General features: G+C 67.5%; 10 protein-coding genes. 2 read left to right on the forward strand and 8 right to left on the reverse strand.

Features of this window, described 5'->3' with window-relative positions:
- The first annotated feature begins 118 nt into the window (after positions 1-118).
- Both nudC and ampE read left to right on the forward strand, forming a co-directional pair.
- Entirely contained in the window at positions 119-1,024 is a 906-nt protein-coding gene (gene nudC, locus AC5P9L_RS03480) for an NAD(+) diphosphatase (RefSeq protein WP_043034289.1), read from the forward strand.
- A gap of 134 nt (positions 1,025-1,158) precedes the next feature.
- Positions 1,159-2,046, forward strand: a complete 888-nt coding sequence (gene ampE, locus AC5P9L_RS03485) for a regulatory signaling modulator protein AmpE (protein ID WP_005414686.1) — start codon at positions 1,159-1,161, stop codon at positions 2,044-2,046.
- 553 nt (positions 2,047-2,599) lie between these two features.
- On the opposite strand, the gene AC5P9L_RS03490 is transcribed toward ampE, so the two are convergent.
- The 8 genes from AC5P9L_RS03490 to AC5P9L_RS03525 form a co-directional block, all read right to left on the reverse strand.
- Complete coding sequence (locus AC5P9L_RS03490; protein WP_262101683.1) at positions 2,600-3,025, reverse strand: DUF2752 domain-containing protein; 426 nt, start codon at positions 3,023-3,025, stop codon at positions 2,600-2,602.
- Between the two features lie 43 nt (positions 3,026-3,068).
- Positions 3,069-3,347 carry a CD225/dispanin family protein gene (locus AC5P9L_RS03495; protein ID WP_005411298.1) on the reverse strand — a complete coding sequence of 93 codons (279 nt, stop codon included), beginning with the start codon at positions 3,345-3,347 and terminating at the stop codon, positions 3,069-3,071.
- 34 nt (positions 3,348-3,381) lie between these two features.
- A complete protein-coding gene (locus AC5P9L_RS03500; RefSeq protein WP_005411297.1) occupies positions 3,382-3,669 on the reverse strand; it encodes a CD225/dispanin family protein in 288 nt (95 codons plus the stop codon).
- 182 nt (positions 3,670-3,851) lie between these two features.
- Positions 3,852-5,741, reverse strand: a complete 1,890-nt coding sequence (locus AC5P9L_RS03505; RefSeq protein WP_099484737.1) for an MFS transporter — start codon at positions 5,739-5,741, stop codon at positions 3,852-3,854.
- Positions 5,742-5,839: 98 nt separating this feature from the next.
- A complete protein-coding gene (locus AC5P9L_RS03510) occupies positions 5,840-6,634 on the reverse strand; it encodes an SDR family NAD(P)-dependent oxidoreductase (RefSeq protein ID WP_111117894.1) in 795 nt (264 codons plus the stop codon).
- A gap of 156 nt (positions 6,635-6,790) precedes the next feature.
- Positions 6,791-8,968, reverse strand: coding sequence for a YccS family putative transporter (gene yccS / locus AC5P9L_RS03515; protein WP_043034292.1), 2,178 nt, complete (start codon positions 8,966-8,968; stop codon positions 6,791-6,793).
- A 168-nt stretch (positions 8,969-9,136) separates the two neighbouring features.
- Complete coding sequence (locus tag AC5P9L_RS03520) at positions 9,137-12,259, reverse strand: efflux RND transporter permease subunit (protein ID WP_005411292.1); 3,123 nt, start codon at positions 12,257-12,259, stop codon at positions 9,137-9,139.
- A 31-nt stretch (positions 12,260-12,290) separates the two neighbouring features.
- Positions 12,291-15,524 carry an efflux RND transporter permease subunit gene (locus AC5P9L_RS03525; RefSeq protein WP_059035625.1) on the reverse strand — a complete coding sequence of 1,078 codons (3,234 nt, stop codon included), beginning with the start codon at positions 15,522-15,524 and terminating at the stop codon, positions 12,291-12,293.
- Positions 15,525-15,574: the final 50 nt, after the last annotated feature.

The following is a 15,574-nucleotide window of genomic DNA, read 5'->3' on the forward strand; positions in this document are numbered from 1 at the left end:
CGGGGCGCGGGGCCTGCGTCCCGCGCGACAAGGTGTGTGGAGCAAGCTCCACACCCACAGACGGCTTCGGCAAAGCCCGCGGCTTGCCACCCGCATCGATTGGCGGCACGCTTGCAGGATGCCCAATACTCCTTCGCCGCTTTCCGGTTTCGCCTTCGTGGGCGAACCGCTGGAGCGCGCCGATGCCCTGCGCGAAGATGCCGATGCACTGGCGCGCCTGTGGCCGGGCGCGCACATTCTGGTGCTCGATCAGGGCGGCAGCGCCTTCACCGGCGATGACGACCAGCCGCTGGCGCTGACCGGCGCCGACATCGGCGGCGGTCCCGGCTCCGCGATCTTCCTCGGCCTGCGCGGGGAACAAGCGTGGTTCTCGGTTGAAGCCGCCAGCGTCACCGTCACCGCACCACGTCGCCTCGACCTGCGCCAGGCCGCGCTGCTGTGGTCGGTGGCTGATGCGACCGCTTTCAGCTACGCACGTGGCATGTCCTACTGGCACTCGCGCACCCGTTTCTGCGGGGTATGCGGTGGTGCCGTGGCGTTCGCCCGCGGCGGCTTCGTGGGGCGTTGCGCGCAGTGTTCCACCGAGCACTACCCGCGTGTCGACCCCGCGGTGATCGTGGCGGTTGAAAACCAGGGCCGCCTGCTGCTCGGCCGTCAGTCAAACTGGGCGCCACGTCGCTACTCGGTGCTGGCCGGCTTCGTCGAACCGGGCGAGACCTTCGAGCAGACCGTGGTACGCGAAGTCCACGAAGAGAGCAAAGTGCGGGTGACCGCTTGCCAGTATCTGGGCTCGCAGCCGTGGCCGTTCCCGGGCGCACTGATGGTCGGCTTCCGGGCGCAGGCGCAGGACGATCTGCCGACCGTGGACGGCGAGCTGGAAGACGCGCGCTGGTTCAGTGCCGACGAGGTCGGCGCGGCACTGGCGCGCGATGTGGAGGACGATGGCCAGGGCATCCGCCTGTCGCCGCCGATCTCGATTTCGCGCGGCCTGATCGAGCACTGGTACCGGCAGCAGAAGGGCTGAGAGGGGCTGGCTGGGGCGATTGCATTGCCGCCACCTGAACACGGCACGGGTTACAGTCCGGTTCACCGCTGAGGGCGCCGCTGCGACAGGTAAGGTAGCGGCGCCGAGCGTTCTGTTTCGTAGGGAGACCTGCCATGTTCACCACTCTGGCCGCCGTGCTGGTGGCACTGGCCCTGGGCCATGTTGCTCCGGCCGCTGCTGCCTCGCTGCGCCGTTTCGACGGTTTCCGGCGTTGGCTGGGCTGGCTGGATGCGCGTGGTGGCAAGGCCTGGCAGGGACCGGCCGGCGTTGCCTTGGCCCTGCTGCCGCCGCTGTTGCTGATGGCGCTGCTGGCGTGGCTGTTGCGCGGGGTGCTGTTCGGCCTGCCGTCGCTGCTGCTGGGCGTGGCGGTGCTGGCCTGGTGCTGGGGCCCGCGTGACCTGGACCGCGATATCGAGGCCATCATCGATGCCGATGATGCGGCGACGCGGCAGGCTGCAGTGCGCAACCTGCAGTCGGCCGGCGGCAGCCTGCGCGAGGACATTCCGTCACTGGTCGAGGCGACGGTGCTCAACGCACTGCGGCGCTGGTTCGCGGTGCTGTTCTGGTTCCTGTTGCTGGGCCCGGCTGGCGCGCTCGGTTACCGGTTGCTGGCGCTGATGGCGGAAAGCCCGATGCGTGCCCGCGTGCCGGTGGAGCCGCTGGCGCTGGCGCAGCGGCTGCTGGGCTGGATTGAGTGGCCGGTGGCACAGCTGATGGCGTTCTCGATGGCGCTGGTGGGCAATTTCGATACGGCGTGGAAGGCGTGGCGCCAGGCCCATGGCGAGCGCCTGACCGGCAACACCGGGTTCCTGGGTGCGGTGGCGCGGGCCAGCGTCAACGCCGAACTGCGCGAGGATGCGCACGACTACACCGAGGCGGGGCTGTTGCCGGTGTGGCAGCGGTTGCCGGACCTGCGTGATGCGATGAGCCTGGTGTGGCGGATGCTGCTGCTGTGGCTGGCGATCCTCGCCCTGCTGGTGATTGCAGGCTGGGTGACGTAGTTGCTGTTGCAGGGCTTGCAGCCCTGCACCTGCAGAGGCAACAGAGCAACAGCTGGATTGCTGCGGGTTGGCGGGGTGGGTCGGATGGCGGGGGACGCCGTGAATCCATCCATGGAGGCTTGGTCGCCGCTTGCTCGTGTGCGCTGTCCTGCGCACACGGCAAGACCCGGGTTGGGCGTCCTGCCCAACCCGCCCGAGGCATGCCTCGGGCCCATGCGGCTCACACCCCCGCCATCCGACCCACCCCGCCTTCGACAGTTTTCCGCGCACGGACGTTCTCCAGAGCCGAGCCATGCTTGGCTCCGAGCGAGCGTAGCGAAGCGATCCGCTTCTGCTTTTGATCTTTTCTTTCTTTTCCGTGGTGGACGCGCACGGAAACTGTCCGTGGCCGGGCGGGATGGGTTTGCGGGGGTGTCCGCGGCATGGATGCCGCGGCCAAGCCTCCACGGACGGATTCACGGCGTCCCCCGCAAACCCATCCCGCCCGGCCAACCCCAAGGCTTCTGCCTTCAAACGCCGCCCACCACGAGGGGCTGCGTCGTTGGCTGGAAACCTAGATCGGTGCCAGTGCAGTGAACGGTGCCCACGGCAGGTTGCGCAGCAGCGCATACCCGGGCAGCGCCCAGAGCCAGAACACAGGATTGGCCAGCACCCGCATCAGCGGGTCGAGCACGCGTGGGCGGATGCCGGCGATGTTCAGCAGCATCAGCAACAGGAACGGCAGGCTGATGACCAGCAGCGGGTTCATCGCCATCGCGCCGGGCAGGTCGAAGTGGACCAGGGAATACAGGCAGCGCGTGCTGCCACAGCCCGGGCAGTACAGGCCGGTCAGGGCGTACAGCGGGCAGCTCGGCAGTGGATTGCCGGCGACATACGGATTGACGTTGCGCAGCACCACCGTGGCACCCACGGCCAGGCCGGCGGAAGCCAGCAGCGGTGCCCAGCGGGCGAGTCGGGAACGAGCGGGAAGCGCGGACATGCAACAACGGATCCGGCGCAGGCGCCGGATCCGTCCAGGCGTATCAGTAGCCGCTGTTGCTCATCGCGCCCATGCCGCCGAGCACGACGAAGAACAGCACGTACAGCACGACCAGCACGGCCCAGGCAATGGCCGACCAGATGGCCCACTTCTTGGCCTTGGCGGCGGAGTCCTGGGCGCCGGCGATGTCGCCAGCGGCCAGCTTGCCGTTGACCTGTGCGGCGTAGACGATCGACACGATGCCGGCCGGCAGGCAGCAGAACAGGGTGGTCAGGATGGCCCAGACCAGGTTGTTCGGGACCTGCGGAGTAGCGGTATTCATGGGTTCAAGCTCCTTGATGGGTGGTGGTGGTGAATCATTGGTCGGAAAGAGCGCCCAGTACGGCCAAGCCGCCGAACAGCCCGAGCCACAACAGCAACAGGACCGGCAGGGCCACGGCCGAAGCCACTGCCCACCAGCCCGCCTTGCGCGACGCGCTGTAGGCCCCCGGCAGATCGCCAGCCGCGCGGCGGCCATCGACCTGGGAGGCATAGACGATCGACACCACGCCCAACGGCAGGCAGCAGAACAGCGTCGTCAGGATCGCCCAGACCAGATGGTTGGGGATGTAGACCGGACGGCTGAGCGGTGGTGGTTGATTCAAAGCGAGACTCCATTCCTTGGTGGCCGGCCTTGGTGAATCGGCCGAACCTCCCCCCTGTGGGTGCGTAATCTACCGCAACCGGCGTTGCATGTATGCGTTTACACGCACGGCATGTCGTGTTCGCCACTGGACGGTGGCGTATGCGGGGGAGGTTGCCGGGCCTGCCTGTCAGTCCGATTCTGTCAGGCGTGATCGCCGCGCAGGGCCCGCACCTGGGCTTCCAGCGCCTGGGCGTTGGTGGTGTGGCCGTCCATGGACGGTGCCGCCACCACCTCGACGGTGGCTCGGAAACGGCGCGGCACCCGCATGCGGCCGAGGCGGCTGTCGCGCCGGCTCCACATGCTCGACCACATGCCGCGCAGGGCCATCGGCACCACCGGCACCGGCCGCCGTTCGAGGATCTTCTCGACGCCGGACTTGAACGGGGCGATTGCACCATCCCTGGTCAGTGCGCCTTCCGGGAAGATGCAGACCAGCTCGCCTTCGGCCAACGCGGCGTCGATGTCATCGAACGCGCGCTGCATCAGCGCCGGGTCTTCGCGCGCACCGGCGATCGGGATCGCCTTGGCGGTACGGAAGATCCAGCGCATCACCGGGATGTTGAAGATCCTGTAGTACATGACGAAGCGCACCGGACGCGGAATCGTCGCCGACAGGATCAGTGCGTCCATGTAGCTGACATGGTTGCAGACCAGCAGCGCGGCACCTTCGTCGGGCACGTTGGCTTCGATGCCGTGCGGGCGCAGGCGGTACAGGGTGCGCACCATCAGCCAGCTGAGGAAGCGCATCAGGAATTCGGGGACGATGGTGAAGATGTAGATCGCCACCAGCGCGTTGGCGATGGCCAGCGCCAGGAACTGCTGCGGGATGCTCCAGTGCAGCAGCTTGTGCGCGGCCAGCGACAACAGGGCTGCGCCGACGATGAAGCCGGAATTCTGGATGTTCAGTGCGGCGAACACGCGCGACATCTGCGCCTTCGGCGTGCGGCTCTGGATCAGCGCGAACAATGGCACCACGAAGATACCGGTGAACAGGCCGATGCCGATCAGGTCGATGACGATGCGGATGCTGCCCGGCTGCTGCAGGAAGGTGCCGATGGTCAACCCGTGCACCGTCGCCTCGCCGCTGCGCGCGAAGTACAGGTCGAGCAGGAACGCGGTCATGCCGAACGCGCCCAGCGGCACCAGGCCGATTTCCACCGTGCGTGCCGACAGCTTTTCGCACAGCAGCGAGCCGACGCCGGTGCCGACCGAGAACAGGGCCAGCGCAAAGATGTACAGGGTTGGTTCGCCGCCGAGGTTGGTCACCGCATAGGCCGGCAGCTGCGAGGTCAGCACGGTGCCGACGAACCAGAACCAGGACACGCCCAGGATTGAATTGCGCACCGCCTTCTGCTGGCGCGCCATGCGCAGCACCGCCAGTGATTCCGGCAGCGGGTTCCAGTTGATCTTCAGGTCCGGGTCGCCGGCATCGACCTTGGGAATCAGGCGGGCGGCGATGTTGCCGCAGATCGCCAGCGCGATGATCACGCACGCGGCCACCACCGTGCCATGGCTGCCGGCCACGGTGAACACCAGGCCGCCGACGATCATGCCGGACAGGATCGACATCGAGGTGCCCATCTCGACCAGACCGTTGCCGCCGGTCAGCTCTTCGGGCTTGAGCACCGAGGGCAGCACCGAGTACTTCACCGGGCCGAACAGGGTTGACTGCATGCCGGTGCAGAACAAGGCGACCAGCAGCACCGGCAGGCTCTGGGTGAGGAAGCCGGTGGCCGCCAGCGACATGATCACGATCTCCATGGTCGTGGTGATCACGATCAGTCGCGATTTCTCCAGTTTGTCGGCGATCTGCCCGGCCAGTGCCGAGAACAGGAAGTACGGCAGGATGAAGATGGCCGGTGCCAGCGTGGCGTACAGCCCCAGTTCTTCCTCCGGCACGGCCATGAACAGCAACATGCTGATGATCGCCTGCCGGTACACGTTGTCGTTGAACGCACCCAGCGCCTGGACGACGAAGAACGGCAGGAAACGGCGCTGGCGCAGCAGGGCGAACTGGTTGTGACCGGACATGGAACCTCCTTGACCGGCGCAGCCTAGCATTCCTGCCTATCCGCTGTGGGTGCGGACCTGTGGGTGCGGACCGTTGGTCCGCACACCTGTCGATGGTCTCAGACGATATCGTCGACCACGCCGCCGTCCACGCGCAGTGCTGCACCGGAGGTGGCCGAAGCCTGCGGCGAGGCCAGGTACACCACCATGTTGGCTACTTCCTCGACCGTGGCGGTGCGCTGGATCACCGAAGACGGCCGGTGTGCCATCACGAACTCGCGGCCGATCTGCTCCAGCGGCTTGCCGCTGCGCTGGCGTTCATCTTCGAACATCGCCGCGAAACCGTCGGACAGGGTCGGGCCGGGCAGCACCGCGTTGACGGTGACGCCACTGCCGGCCACGCGCTTGGCCAGGCCGCGCGACAGCGACAGCTGCGCGGTCTTGCTGACACCGTAATGGATCATGTCGGCGGGAATGTTGCGTGCCGATTCGGAGGAGATGAACAGCACGCGGCCCCAGCCGGCGTCGACCATCGCCGGCAGCAGTGCCCGCGACAGACGCACGCCGGACATCACATTGGTCTGCCAGTAGCGCTCCCAGGTGGCGTCTTCGGTCTCGAAGAAGTCCTCGGGGCCGAAAATGCCGGCGTTGTTGACCAGGATGTCGACCTTGGGCAGGCCGGTCAGCAGCACATCGACACCGGCTGCATCGGAAAGGTCGGCGGCGACGCCGATCACCTCGGCACCCGGAACGGCGGCGAGCAGGCGCTGGCGGGCGCGTTCGACACTGTCGGTGCTGCGGCCGTTGAGAATGACCCGCGCACCCGCCGCGGCAAGACCCTGGGCGATCGCCAGGCCGATGCCGGCGGTGGAAGCGGTAACGAGCGCGGTGCGGCCGGCGAGTTCGATCTTCATGGGGGGAGTCCAGGAGCAGGGGATCACCCAGTATCCGCGCAGGAACGTGATCGGGATGCAGCGCCAGGCGCAACACACGGTTGCACACGGTGCAGTAGATCCACGCCATGCGTGGATGGACTGCGGGTCGCGCCAGGCCCTGCCCGGCGCCGGCCTTCAGGTGAGCGTGCGCACGGCCTCATTCGCCGCCGCCCGCACCTTCGGCAGCATCCGCAGCACCAGCGCCATCTGCGTGCGGATCAACTGCAGCTTCGCCGGCATCGCCTCGTCGATCTGCTCCAGCTCGGCCGCCACCGCGCGATCAGCGTCGTTGTCGTCCTCGTTGACCGGCTGCCGTGCGGTCAGGGCCGAGGCCAGCTGCTGCAGCGCTTTCCGCACGCGGTCACCGGCGGCCAAGGCCAGCGGATCGCCGGCGTAGCTGTCCACCTGGTCGCGGTGTGCACCCAGCGCCGACAAGTGCCCAAGCAGCGTGTTGGAGAGCGCCAGGAAGTGGAAGCCGGCATCCAGGTTGCGGCGCACATGACCGGGTTCGCGCAGCATGTTCGACAGCGCGGTGGACAGCGCGGCGTCGGCGTTGTGCATGTCGCGGCGGGCGATGCGATAGGCCAGGTCATCGCGCATGCCGCTGCGGTACTGGCCCAGCACCGAATCCAGGTAGCGCGCGGCGGTATCCAGCACCCGCGCCAGCACAAGGTGCAGCTGGCGGCCCTGCCAGTCGGGCAGGATCAGGAACGCGGCGGCAGCGGCAATCGCGCAGCCCAGCAGCGTGTCGACCATGCGCGGCACGATCAGCACGAAGCCATCGCCGATCAGGTTGAAGCAGGTCAGGGCCATCACCGTGATCGCCGCCGATGCCACCAGGTAGCGGTCGGTGCGGGTGAAGAAGAACAGCAGCGCCGACAGCAGCGCGATCAGCAGTTGCACGTGCAGTTGCGGGAACAACTGCAGCAGCGCCCAGGTGAGCACGAGGCCCGCCACGGTGCCGACGATGCGCTGCGCCAGGCGTTGGCGGGTGGCGCCGAAGTTGGGCCGGCACACGAATACGATGGTCAGCAGCACCCACGAGCCGTTCTGCGCATTGAACAGACGGATCGCGGCGAAACCGGCGATCAGCGCCAATGCCATGCGCAGGCCGTGGCGGAACAGGACCGAGCCGGGCGTGAGCTGCTGGCGCACGCGCACGCCCATCTCGCGCAGGGTATGCGGGTTGCTGTCGCGCAGGCGCGTATCGACATTGTCGAGGCTGGCCTCGGAGCGTTCGGCGTCCAGCAGGCGGCGTTCGATGCTGCGCAGGTTGTGCACCAGCAGGTCCAGCGAACCCAGCAGTCGCTGCCACTGCGGGCGCTGCTGGTCGCGCAGATAGGCCAGCGCATCGGCCAGGTCGCGCCCGGCCTGCTGGTTGGTTTCGCCATACACGAACGGGCGGCGCAGGCGGATCGCCTCGCCCAGGCGCGCGCAGGCCTGGCCCTGAAGATCGAGCAGGCGCTGGCAGCGGTACAGCACGTCGCTGTGGAAGAACGCATCGACCAGGGCGCCGTAAGGGTAGTGCGAGGAACTGGCGCGCTCGTGGAAATCCTGTGCCATGTAATAGAGGCGCAGGTACAGGCCGGAGTTCACGCCCGGCCGCCCGGAACGGCCGAAGCGGGCGAGAATCGCGGTCTTGGCCTCGTTCAACGCGCCGACCACGCGCCGGTTCTGCTCGGCCAGGTCGAGCTGGCGGCGTTGCAGGTCGGCCTCACGTACCGGTTCGAACAGGGCGGCCTTCAGCTGCAGGTAGCGGCCCAGCTCGATGTAAAGCCGCGCCACGCGCTCGCGCACCGGTCGGTTGGCGAACAGTGCGGTCCACAGGATCGACAGCAGTCCGTACCAGACGGCGCCCGCCAGCAGGTGGCTGACCGCTTGCAGCGCGGTATGCAGGTCGCTGGCACCGTGCTGCTCCAGCCCGATCATGGTGTAGATCGCCAGCGTTACCGTGGCCTGGGCGATGGATGCGTAGCGCTCGCCGAGCGCGCCCAGCAGGGTCAGGCCGAAGGTGGACAGTGCCAGCGCGCCGATGAAGATCCACGGCCAGGGGAACAGCCAGATCACCGACGCCGCAGCGATGCAGAAACACAGCAGCGACAGCGCCACCGCCTTGGTCCGGCCCCACCAGTTGTCGTCGGTCTCGGCGATGGCGCTGGCGATGATGCCGAGGAAAACGCCGGGCAGGGCGGTCAGCGCATCCAGCTGCCAGCACACGGCAAGCGCTGCGGTCAGGGCGATGAACACGCGCAGGCCGTAACTGGCCTTCTCGTGGGCCCACAGGCGGCTGAGGCGGGATTGGCGGGCGGGCATGCAGGCTCGGTGGAAGGATCTCCCACCATTATTGCGGGGTGCGCGTGAAATATGGAGGGCGGACCACCGCGGTAGTGCCGGCCGCTGGCCGGCAGATTTGCCGTACCGAGAAAGCCGGCCAGCGGCCCGCTCTACCCTTAGATCCACGCCATGCGTGGATGGGCCGTTCTACGCACGCTGCGCGCGCTTGAGCAGCTTCGCTTCGCGCTTGCGCGCGCGACGGGCCCGCCAGCGTTCGGCCAGGCACGAGAAGATCACGTACAGCGCCGGCGTGCTGAGCAGGGTCAGGCTCTGCGAGAACAGCAGGCCGCCGATCATCGCGATGCCCAGCGGGCGGCGCAGTTCGGAGCCTTCGCCCAGGCCGATCGCCAGCGGCACCGCCGCCAGGATCGCCACCATCGTGGTCATCATGATCGGGCGGAAGCGCACGATGCTGGCCTCGCGCGCGGCATCGCGCGGTGCCAGGCCATGCTCGCGCTGCGCCACCAGCGCGAAGTCGATCATCATGATCGCGTTCTTCTTGACGATGCCGATCAACAGCACCAGCGCGATCATCGAGATCACCGACAACTCGGTGTTGGTGCCGAACAACGCGAGCAGTGCACCCACGCCCGCCGCCGGCAGCGTGGACAGGATGGTGACCGGATGGATCAGGCTCTCGTAGAGCATGCCCAGCACCAGGTACACGGTCAGGATCGCGGCGAACACCAGGATCAGCATGTCGCTGGGGTCGGAGTTGAAGCCGAAGCCCGCATCATCGGCCAGGCGGATGTCACCAGGCATGCGCATGCCGGCCACGGTCGCGTCGATGATCGCCTTGGCCTCACCCATGCTCACGTTCGGAGCCAGGTTGTAGCTGAGGTCCATCGTCGTGTACTGGTTCTCGTGGGTGATCTGCGACGGGGCCAGGCCGGGCATCTGCGTGGCCACCGCGGTGATCGGCACCATGTCGCCGTTGCGCGCACGCACGTACACCTCGTCCAGCGCGGCGGGGGTGGCGGTCTGCGAGGGCAGGGCGTTGACCACCACGCTGTACTGGTTGATGTCCGAATAGATGGTGGAGATCTGGCGCTGGCCGAACGCACCGTACAGCGCACCGTCGATGGCACCCACGGTGATACCCAGGCGTGCGGCCTTGGCGCGGTCGATCTGGATGTTCTGGCGCAGGCCGGCGTTGTCCACGTCGGTACCGACATCGCGCAGCTTGGGGTTCTTCTTCAGCTCCGCCTGCAGCTTGGGCAGCCATTCCTGCAGCGATGCCAGGTCGTTGCCCTGTAGCGAGATGCGGTACTGCGCGCCCTGGCTGGAACCGCCGCCATCGTTGCTCGGCAGATCCTGGATCGCGCGCAGGCGCAGCTGCAGGTCGGGGTAGCGGTCGGCCTTGGCACTCAGCCGTGCGAGTGCGTGCGCGGTGGTTTCGCGACGGCCATCGCTGCGCGACTTCAGCTCGATGTTGAACTGTGCGCTGGAGCCCTGGCGGCCGCTGCCCAGGCGCACGCCCACGGTCTTCACCGCGGGGTCGGCCATCAGCATGTCGGTGATGCGACGCTGGCGGGCGACCATGTCCTCGAAGGACACCGTGGCGCTGGAATTGGCGCGGCCCCAGATCAGGCCGGTGTCCTGCGGCGGGAACGCGCCCTTTTTCACCGCGCCGAACAGGAAGACGGTGGCGCCGATCAGGATCAGCGGGGTCAGCGACAGCAGCAGCGCGTGGCGCAGCGAGAAGTCGAGGAAGACCGTGTAGATGCGAAGCATGCGCTCATGGCCGGCATCCAGCCAGCGGCCGAAGCGCGACGGCGGCGCGCTGTGGTCGTGTGCGCTGAGGAACCGGCTGCACAGCGCCGGAGTCAGCGTCAGCGAAACGATCATCGAGACCACGATGGCCGCCACCAGGGTGACGGTGAATTCGCGGAAGAACGCACCCATCATGCCGCTGGCGAACAGGAGCGGGATGAACACCGCCACCAGCGAGGCGGTGATCGAGACGATGGTAAAGCCGATCTCGCGCGCGCCGGTGAGCGCCGCCTGCATCCGCGGCATGCCTTCGTCGAGGTGGCGCATGATGTTCTCGATCACCACGATCGCATCGTCGACCACGAAGCCGATGGCGATCACCAGCGCCAGCAGGCTCAGGTTGTTCAGGGTGAAGCCCATCACGTACATCACCAGCGCGGCACCGGCCAGCGACAGCGGCACGGTCACCGCAGCGATCAGCGTGGGTGCCAGCCGGCGCAGGAACAGCGCCATGGTCAGCACCACCATCGCCAGGCTGATCAGCAGGGTGATCTGCACTTCATGCAGCGACGAGCGGATGGTCGGCGTACGGTCGAAGTACGGCGTCATCGTGGTGCCGGGCTGCAGGTAATCGCGCAGGGTCGGGATCTGCGCCTTGACCCGGTCCACGGTCTCCACGATGTTGGCGCCGGCACGGGTGAACACGTACATCACCACCGCCGGTTTGTGGTCGAACCACGCGGCCTGGTAGGCATCCTGCTGGCCGTCGTAGACGTTGGCGATGTCCTTCAGGCGGATCACCCGGCCATCGCCCTGGGTCTTGACCACCAGGTCGGCGAAGTCGGCGGCACGCGCCACCGAGTCGTTGGCGATGATCGCGGTAGTGGTGTTGCCGTCGCTGAGGAAGCCGGTGGGCGAGGTCACGTTGGCCGCGCGCACGGCGTTGCGCAGGTCGTCGGCGGTCAGGCCGAGCGCGTTCATCAGGCGCAGGTTGACGTCCACACGCACCGCCGGCGTCGAAGCGCCAGCGATGTCGACCGAAGCAACGCCGCTGATCTGGCGGATGCGCTGGGCCAGCAGCGAGTCGGCGACGTTGTACAGCTCGTCGGCCGACTGCGTCTGCGAGGTCAGCGCGATGGCGATGACCGGGTCGTCGTTCGGATTCGCCTTCTGGTACATCGGCGAGCCCATGCCCGAAGGCAGGTCGGCCTGCGCCGAGTTGATCGCGGTCTGCACGTCCAGCGCGGCCGAATCGATGTTGTGGCCGCTCTGGAAGATCATGAACACCAGCGAGCTGCCTTCCGAGCTCGACGAGCGCATGCGGTCGATGCCCGGCAGCTGGCCGAGGTGGCGCTCCAGCGGCGCGGTGACTGTCGAGGCCATGGTCGCCGCATCCGCGCCGGACTGGCTGGCGTGCACGAAGATCACCGGGATCTCGATGTTCGGCAGTGCCGATACGCCCAGGCGCAGGTAGCAGATCAGGCCGACCATGAACAGGCCGATGGCCAGCAGCGCGGTGCCGATCGGGCGGCGGATGAAGGGGCCGGACAGGTTCATCGTGCGGCCCACCGCAGCAGCGGGGCGTGGATCATGCCTGCGGCTCCTGCAGCGAACCGTTGCGCAGTGCGCGCTGCTCGCGGCGGCGCGCCAGCCATTCGGAGAAGCGTTCCATGTACAGGTAGATCACCGGCGTCGTGTACAGCGTGACCAGCTGCGACAGCAGCAGGCCGCCGACGATGGCGATGCCCAGCGGGCGGCGCAGCTCCGAGCCGATGCCGGTGCCCAGCGCCAGCGGCAGTGCGCCGAGCATTGCCGCGGCGGTGGTCATCATGATCGGACGGAAGCGCAGCAGGCAGGCGCGGCGGATCGCTTCATGCGCGTTGGCACCGGCGCGACGCGCCTCGATCGCGAAGTCCACCATCATGATGCCGTTCTTCTTGACGATGCCGATCAGCAGCACGATGCCGACGATGCCGTCCACCGACAGGCTCAGCCCGCACAGCATCAGCGCCAGCAGCGCGCCGACGCCGGCCGGTGGCAGCGTGGAGATGATCGTGATCGGGTGGATGTAGCTCTCGTAGAGCACGCCGAGCACGATGTAGATCACCACCAGCGAGGCCAGCAGCAGCCACACCACATCGGTCTGGCTGCCGGTGAATTCGGCGGCCTTGCCGATGAACTCGGCATGCAGGTGTGCCGGCATGTCCAGGCTGTCCTTGGTCTCCTGGATCGCACGCACCGCTTCGGACAGCGAATAGCCCGGCGCCACGTTGAACGAGACCGTCACCGCCGGCAGCTGCTGCTGGTGGCTGACCACCAGCGGCGCACTGCTGACCTTGCCTTCGGCCAGCGCCGACAGCGGGATGATGTTGCCGGCGCCGACCGTGATGCCGGTGTTCTGCGCGCCGATGCCGGTGGCGGTGGACGAGTTGGACGAGGTGACCTGGCCGAAGCTGGTGGCATTGGTGCCGGTCAGCGCGCCGGCGCCGTTGGAAGCCACGGCCAGCTGTTCCATCAGCGCGGTGCTGGTGCGGAACTCCGGCGCCACTTCCAGCACAACCCGATACTGGTTGAGTTCGGTGAAGATGGTCGAGATCTGGCGCTGGCCGAAGGCATCGTAGAGCGTGTCGTCGATGGTCTGCATCGGCACGCCCAGCACACTGGCCTTGTCGCGGTCGATGTTCAGTTCAAGCGCGCGGCCCTGGTTGGACAGGTTGTTGTCCACGTCGGCCAGTTCCGGGCGCTTGCGCAGCGCTTCGGTCAGGCGCGTGGCCTGCGTGGCCACCGTTGCCGAATCCACGTCCGACAGCGAGTACTGGTACTCGGTGGCGGCCACGCGGGTGTCCAGGGTCACGTCCTGCACCGGCTTCAGGTACAGCGCCACGCCCGGGATTCCGGCCACCGCCTTCTGCAGGCGCGGCAGGATCTCATCCAGGCCATCACGCTGGCTGCGCTCCTTCAGCACGATCGACAGCTGGCCCTGGTTGAGCGTGGGGTTCATGCTGCCGGCACCGATGAATGCCGACACGCCGGTCACGTCCGGATCCTGGCGCAGGGCTTCGGCGACCTGCCTGGTGCGCTGTTCCATCTGCGGGAAAGCGATGTTCTGGTCGGCCTGCACCACGCCGGTGATCAGGCCGGTGTCCTGCTCGGGCAGCAGCCCCTTGGGAATCAACACGTACAGCAGCACGGTCAATACCAGCGCGCCACCGGCCACGGCCAGGGTCAGGCGCTGGTGGCCCAGCACCCAGTCCAGGCTGTGCTCGTACAGGCCGACGGTGCGCGTCCACAGGTTCTGTTTGCCGGCCGCCGCTGCGCGCTCATGCGCATCCTCGCCCTCGGGCAGGGCATCGGGCTTGAGCAGGTAGGCGCACATCATCGGGGTCAGCGTCAGCGAGATCAGCATCGACAGCACCACGGCGATGCTCAGCACCCAGGCGAACTCGTGGAACAGACGGCCGGTGACGCCAGGCATCAGCAGCAGCGGCAGGAACACCGCCACCAGCGAGACCGTCAGCGACAGCACGGTGAAGCCGATCTGGCGTGCGCCGATCTCGGCCGCTTCCTTGCCACTCTTGCCCTGCTCGATGTAACGCACGATGTTCTCGATCATCACGATCGCATCGTCGACCACGAAGCCGGTGGCCACCACCAGCGCCATCAGCGACAGGTTGTCCAGCGACATGCCGGCAAAGGCCATCACCGCGAAGGTGCCGGCCAGCGACAGCGGCACCGCCACCGAGGGAATGATCGTGGCCCACAGCCGGCGCAGGAACACGAAGATCACCGCCACCACCAGGCCGATGGTGAGGATCAGGGTGAACTGCACTTCGTGCACCGAGGCGCGGATGGTCTCGGTGCGGTCGTTGAAGATCTCCAGGTGCACGTCGGCCGGCAGCACGCCCTGCAGCTGCGGCAGGATCGCGCGGATGCGCTCGACGGTCTGCACGATGTTGGCGCCCGGCTGGCGGCGCACTTCCAGCAGCACCGCCGGCTTGCCATCGGCCCAGGCCGCCAGCTGGTCGTTCTCCACGCCGTCGACCACCTCGGCCACGTCGGACAGCCGCACCGGGCGGCCGTTCTTGTAGCTGATGATGGTGTCGCGGTACTCGGCGGCGCTGGCCAGCTGGTCGTTGGTGCCGATGCTGTAGGACTGGGTCTTGCCGTTCAACGAGCCCTTGGGCGCATTGACGTTGGCCTGGGTGAGCGCGCTGCGCAGCTGTTCCAGGGTCAGGCCCATGTTCGACAGCTGCGCCGGATTGACCTGGATGCGCACGGCCGGGCGCACGTTGCCGGCAATCGAGACCAGGCCGACGCCCTGCACCTGCGACAGGCGCTGGGCCAGGATCGAGTCGGCGTAATTGTTGACGTCGCGCAGCGGGCGCGTGTCGGAGGTCAGTTTCAGGGTGACGATGGCTGCGTCGGCCGGGTTCACCCGGTTGTAGACCGGCTGGTAGGGCAGCGACGAGGGCAGGGTGGCCTGGCGGATCGCCGCCTGCACGTCCTGCGCGGCGATGTCGATATCGCGGTCCATCGAGAACTGCAGGATGATCGTGGACAAGCCAGCCGACGAGTCGGAGGTCATCAGCTCCAGCCCGGAGATCTGGCCGAACTGGCGCTCCAGCGGCGTGGTGACCAGCGAGGCCATGGTGGTGGCGTTTGCGCCGGGGTACTGGGTGGTGACCACCAGGCTGGGCGCATCGATTTCCGGCAACGCCGACACCGGCAGCTTGCGGTAACCGAGGATGCCCAGCAGCAACAGGCCCGCCATCAACAGCGAGGTAGCGATCGGGCGGCGGATGAAGATCGTCGAAAAGCCCACGGACTGATCCTTGCTGGCACTTCAATGTCGGCGCCGGCGGGTCCGCCGGC

It is taken from the genome of Stenotrophomonas sp. YJH_SMC_64 (assembly GCF_059371375.1).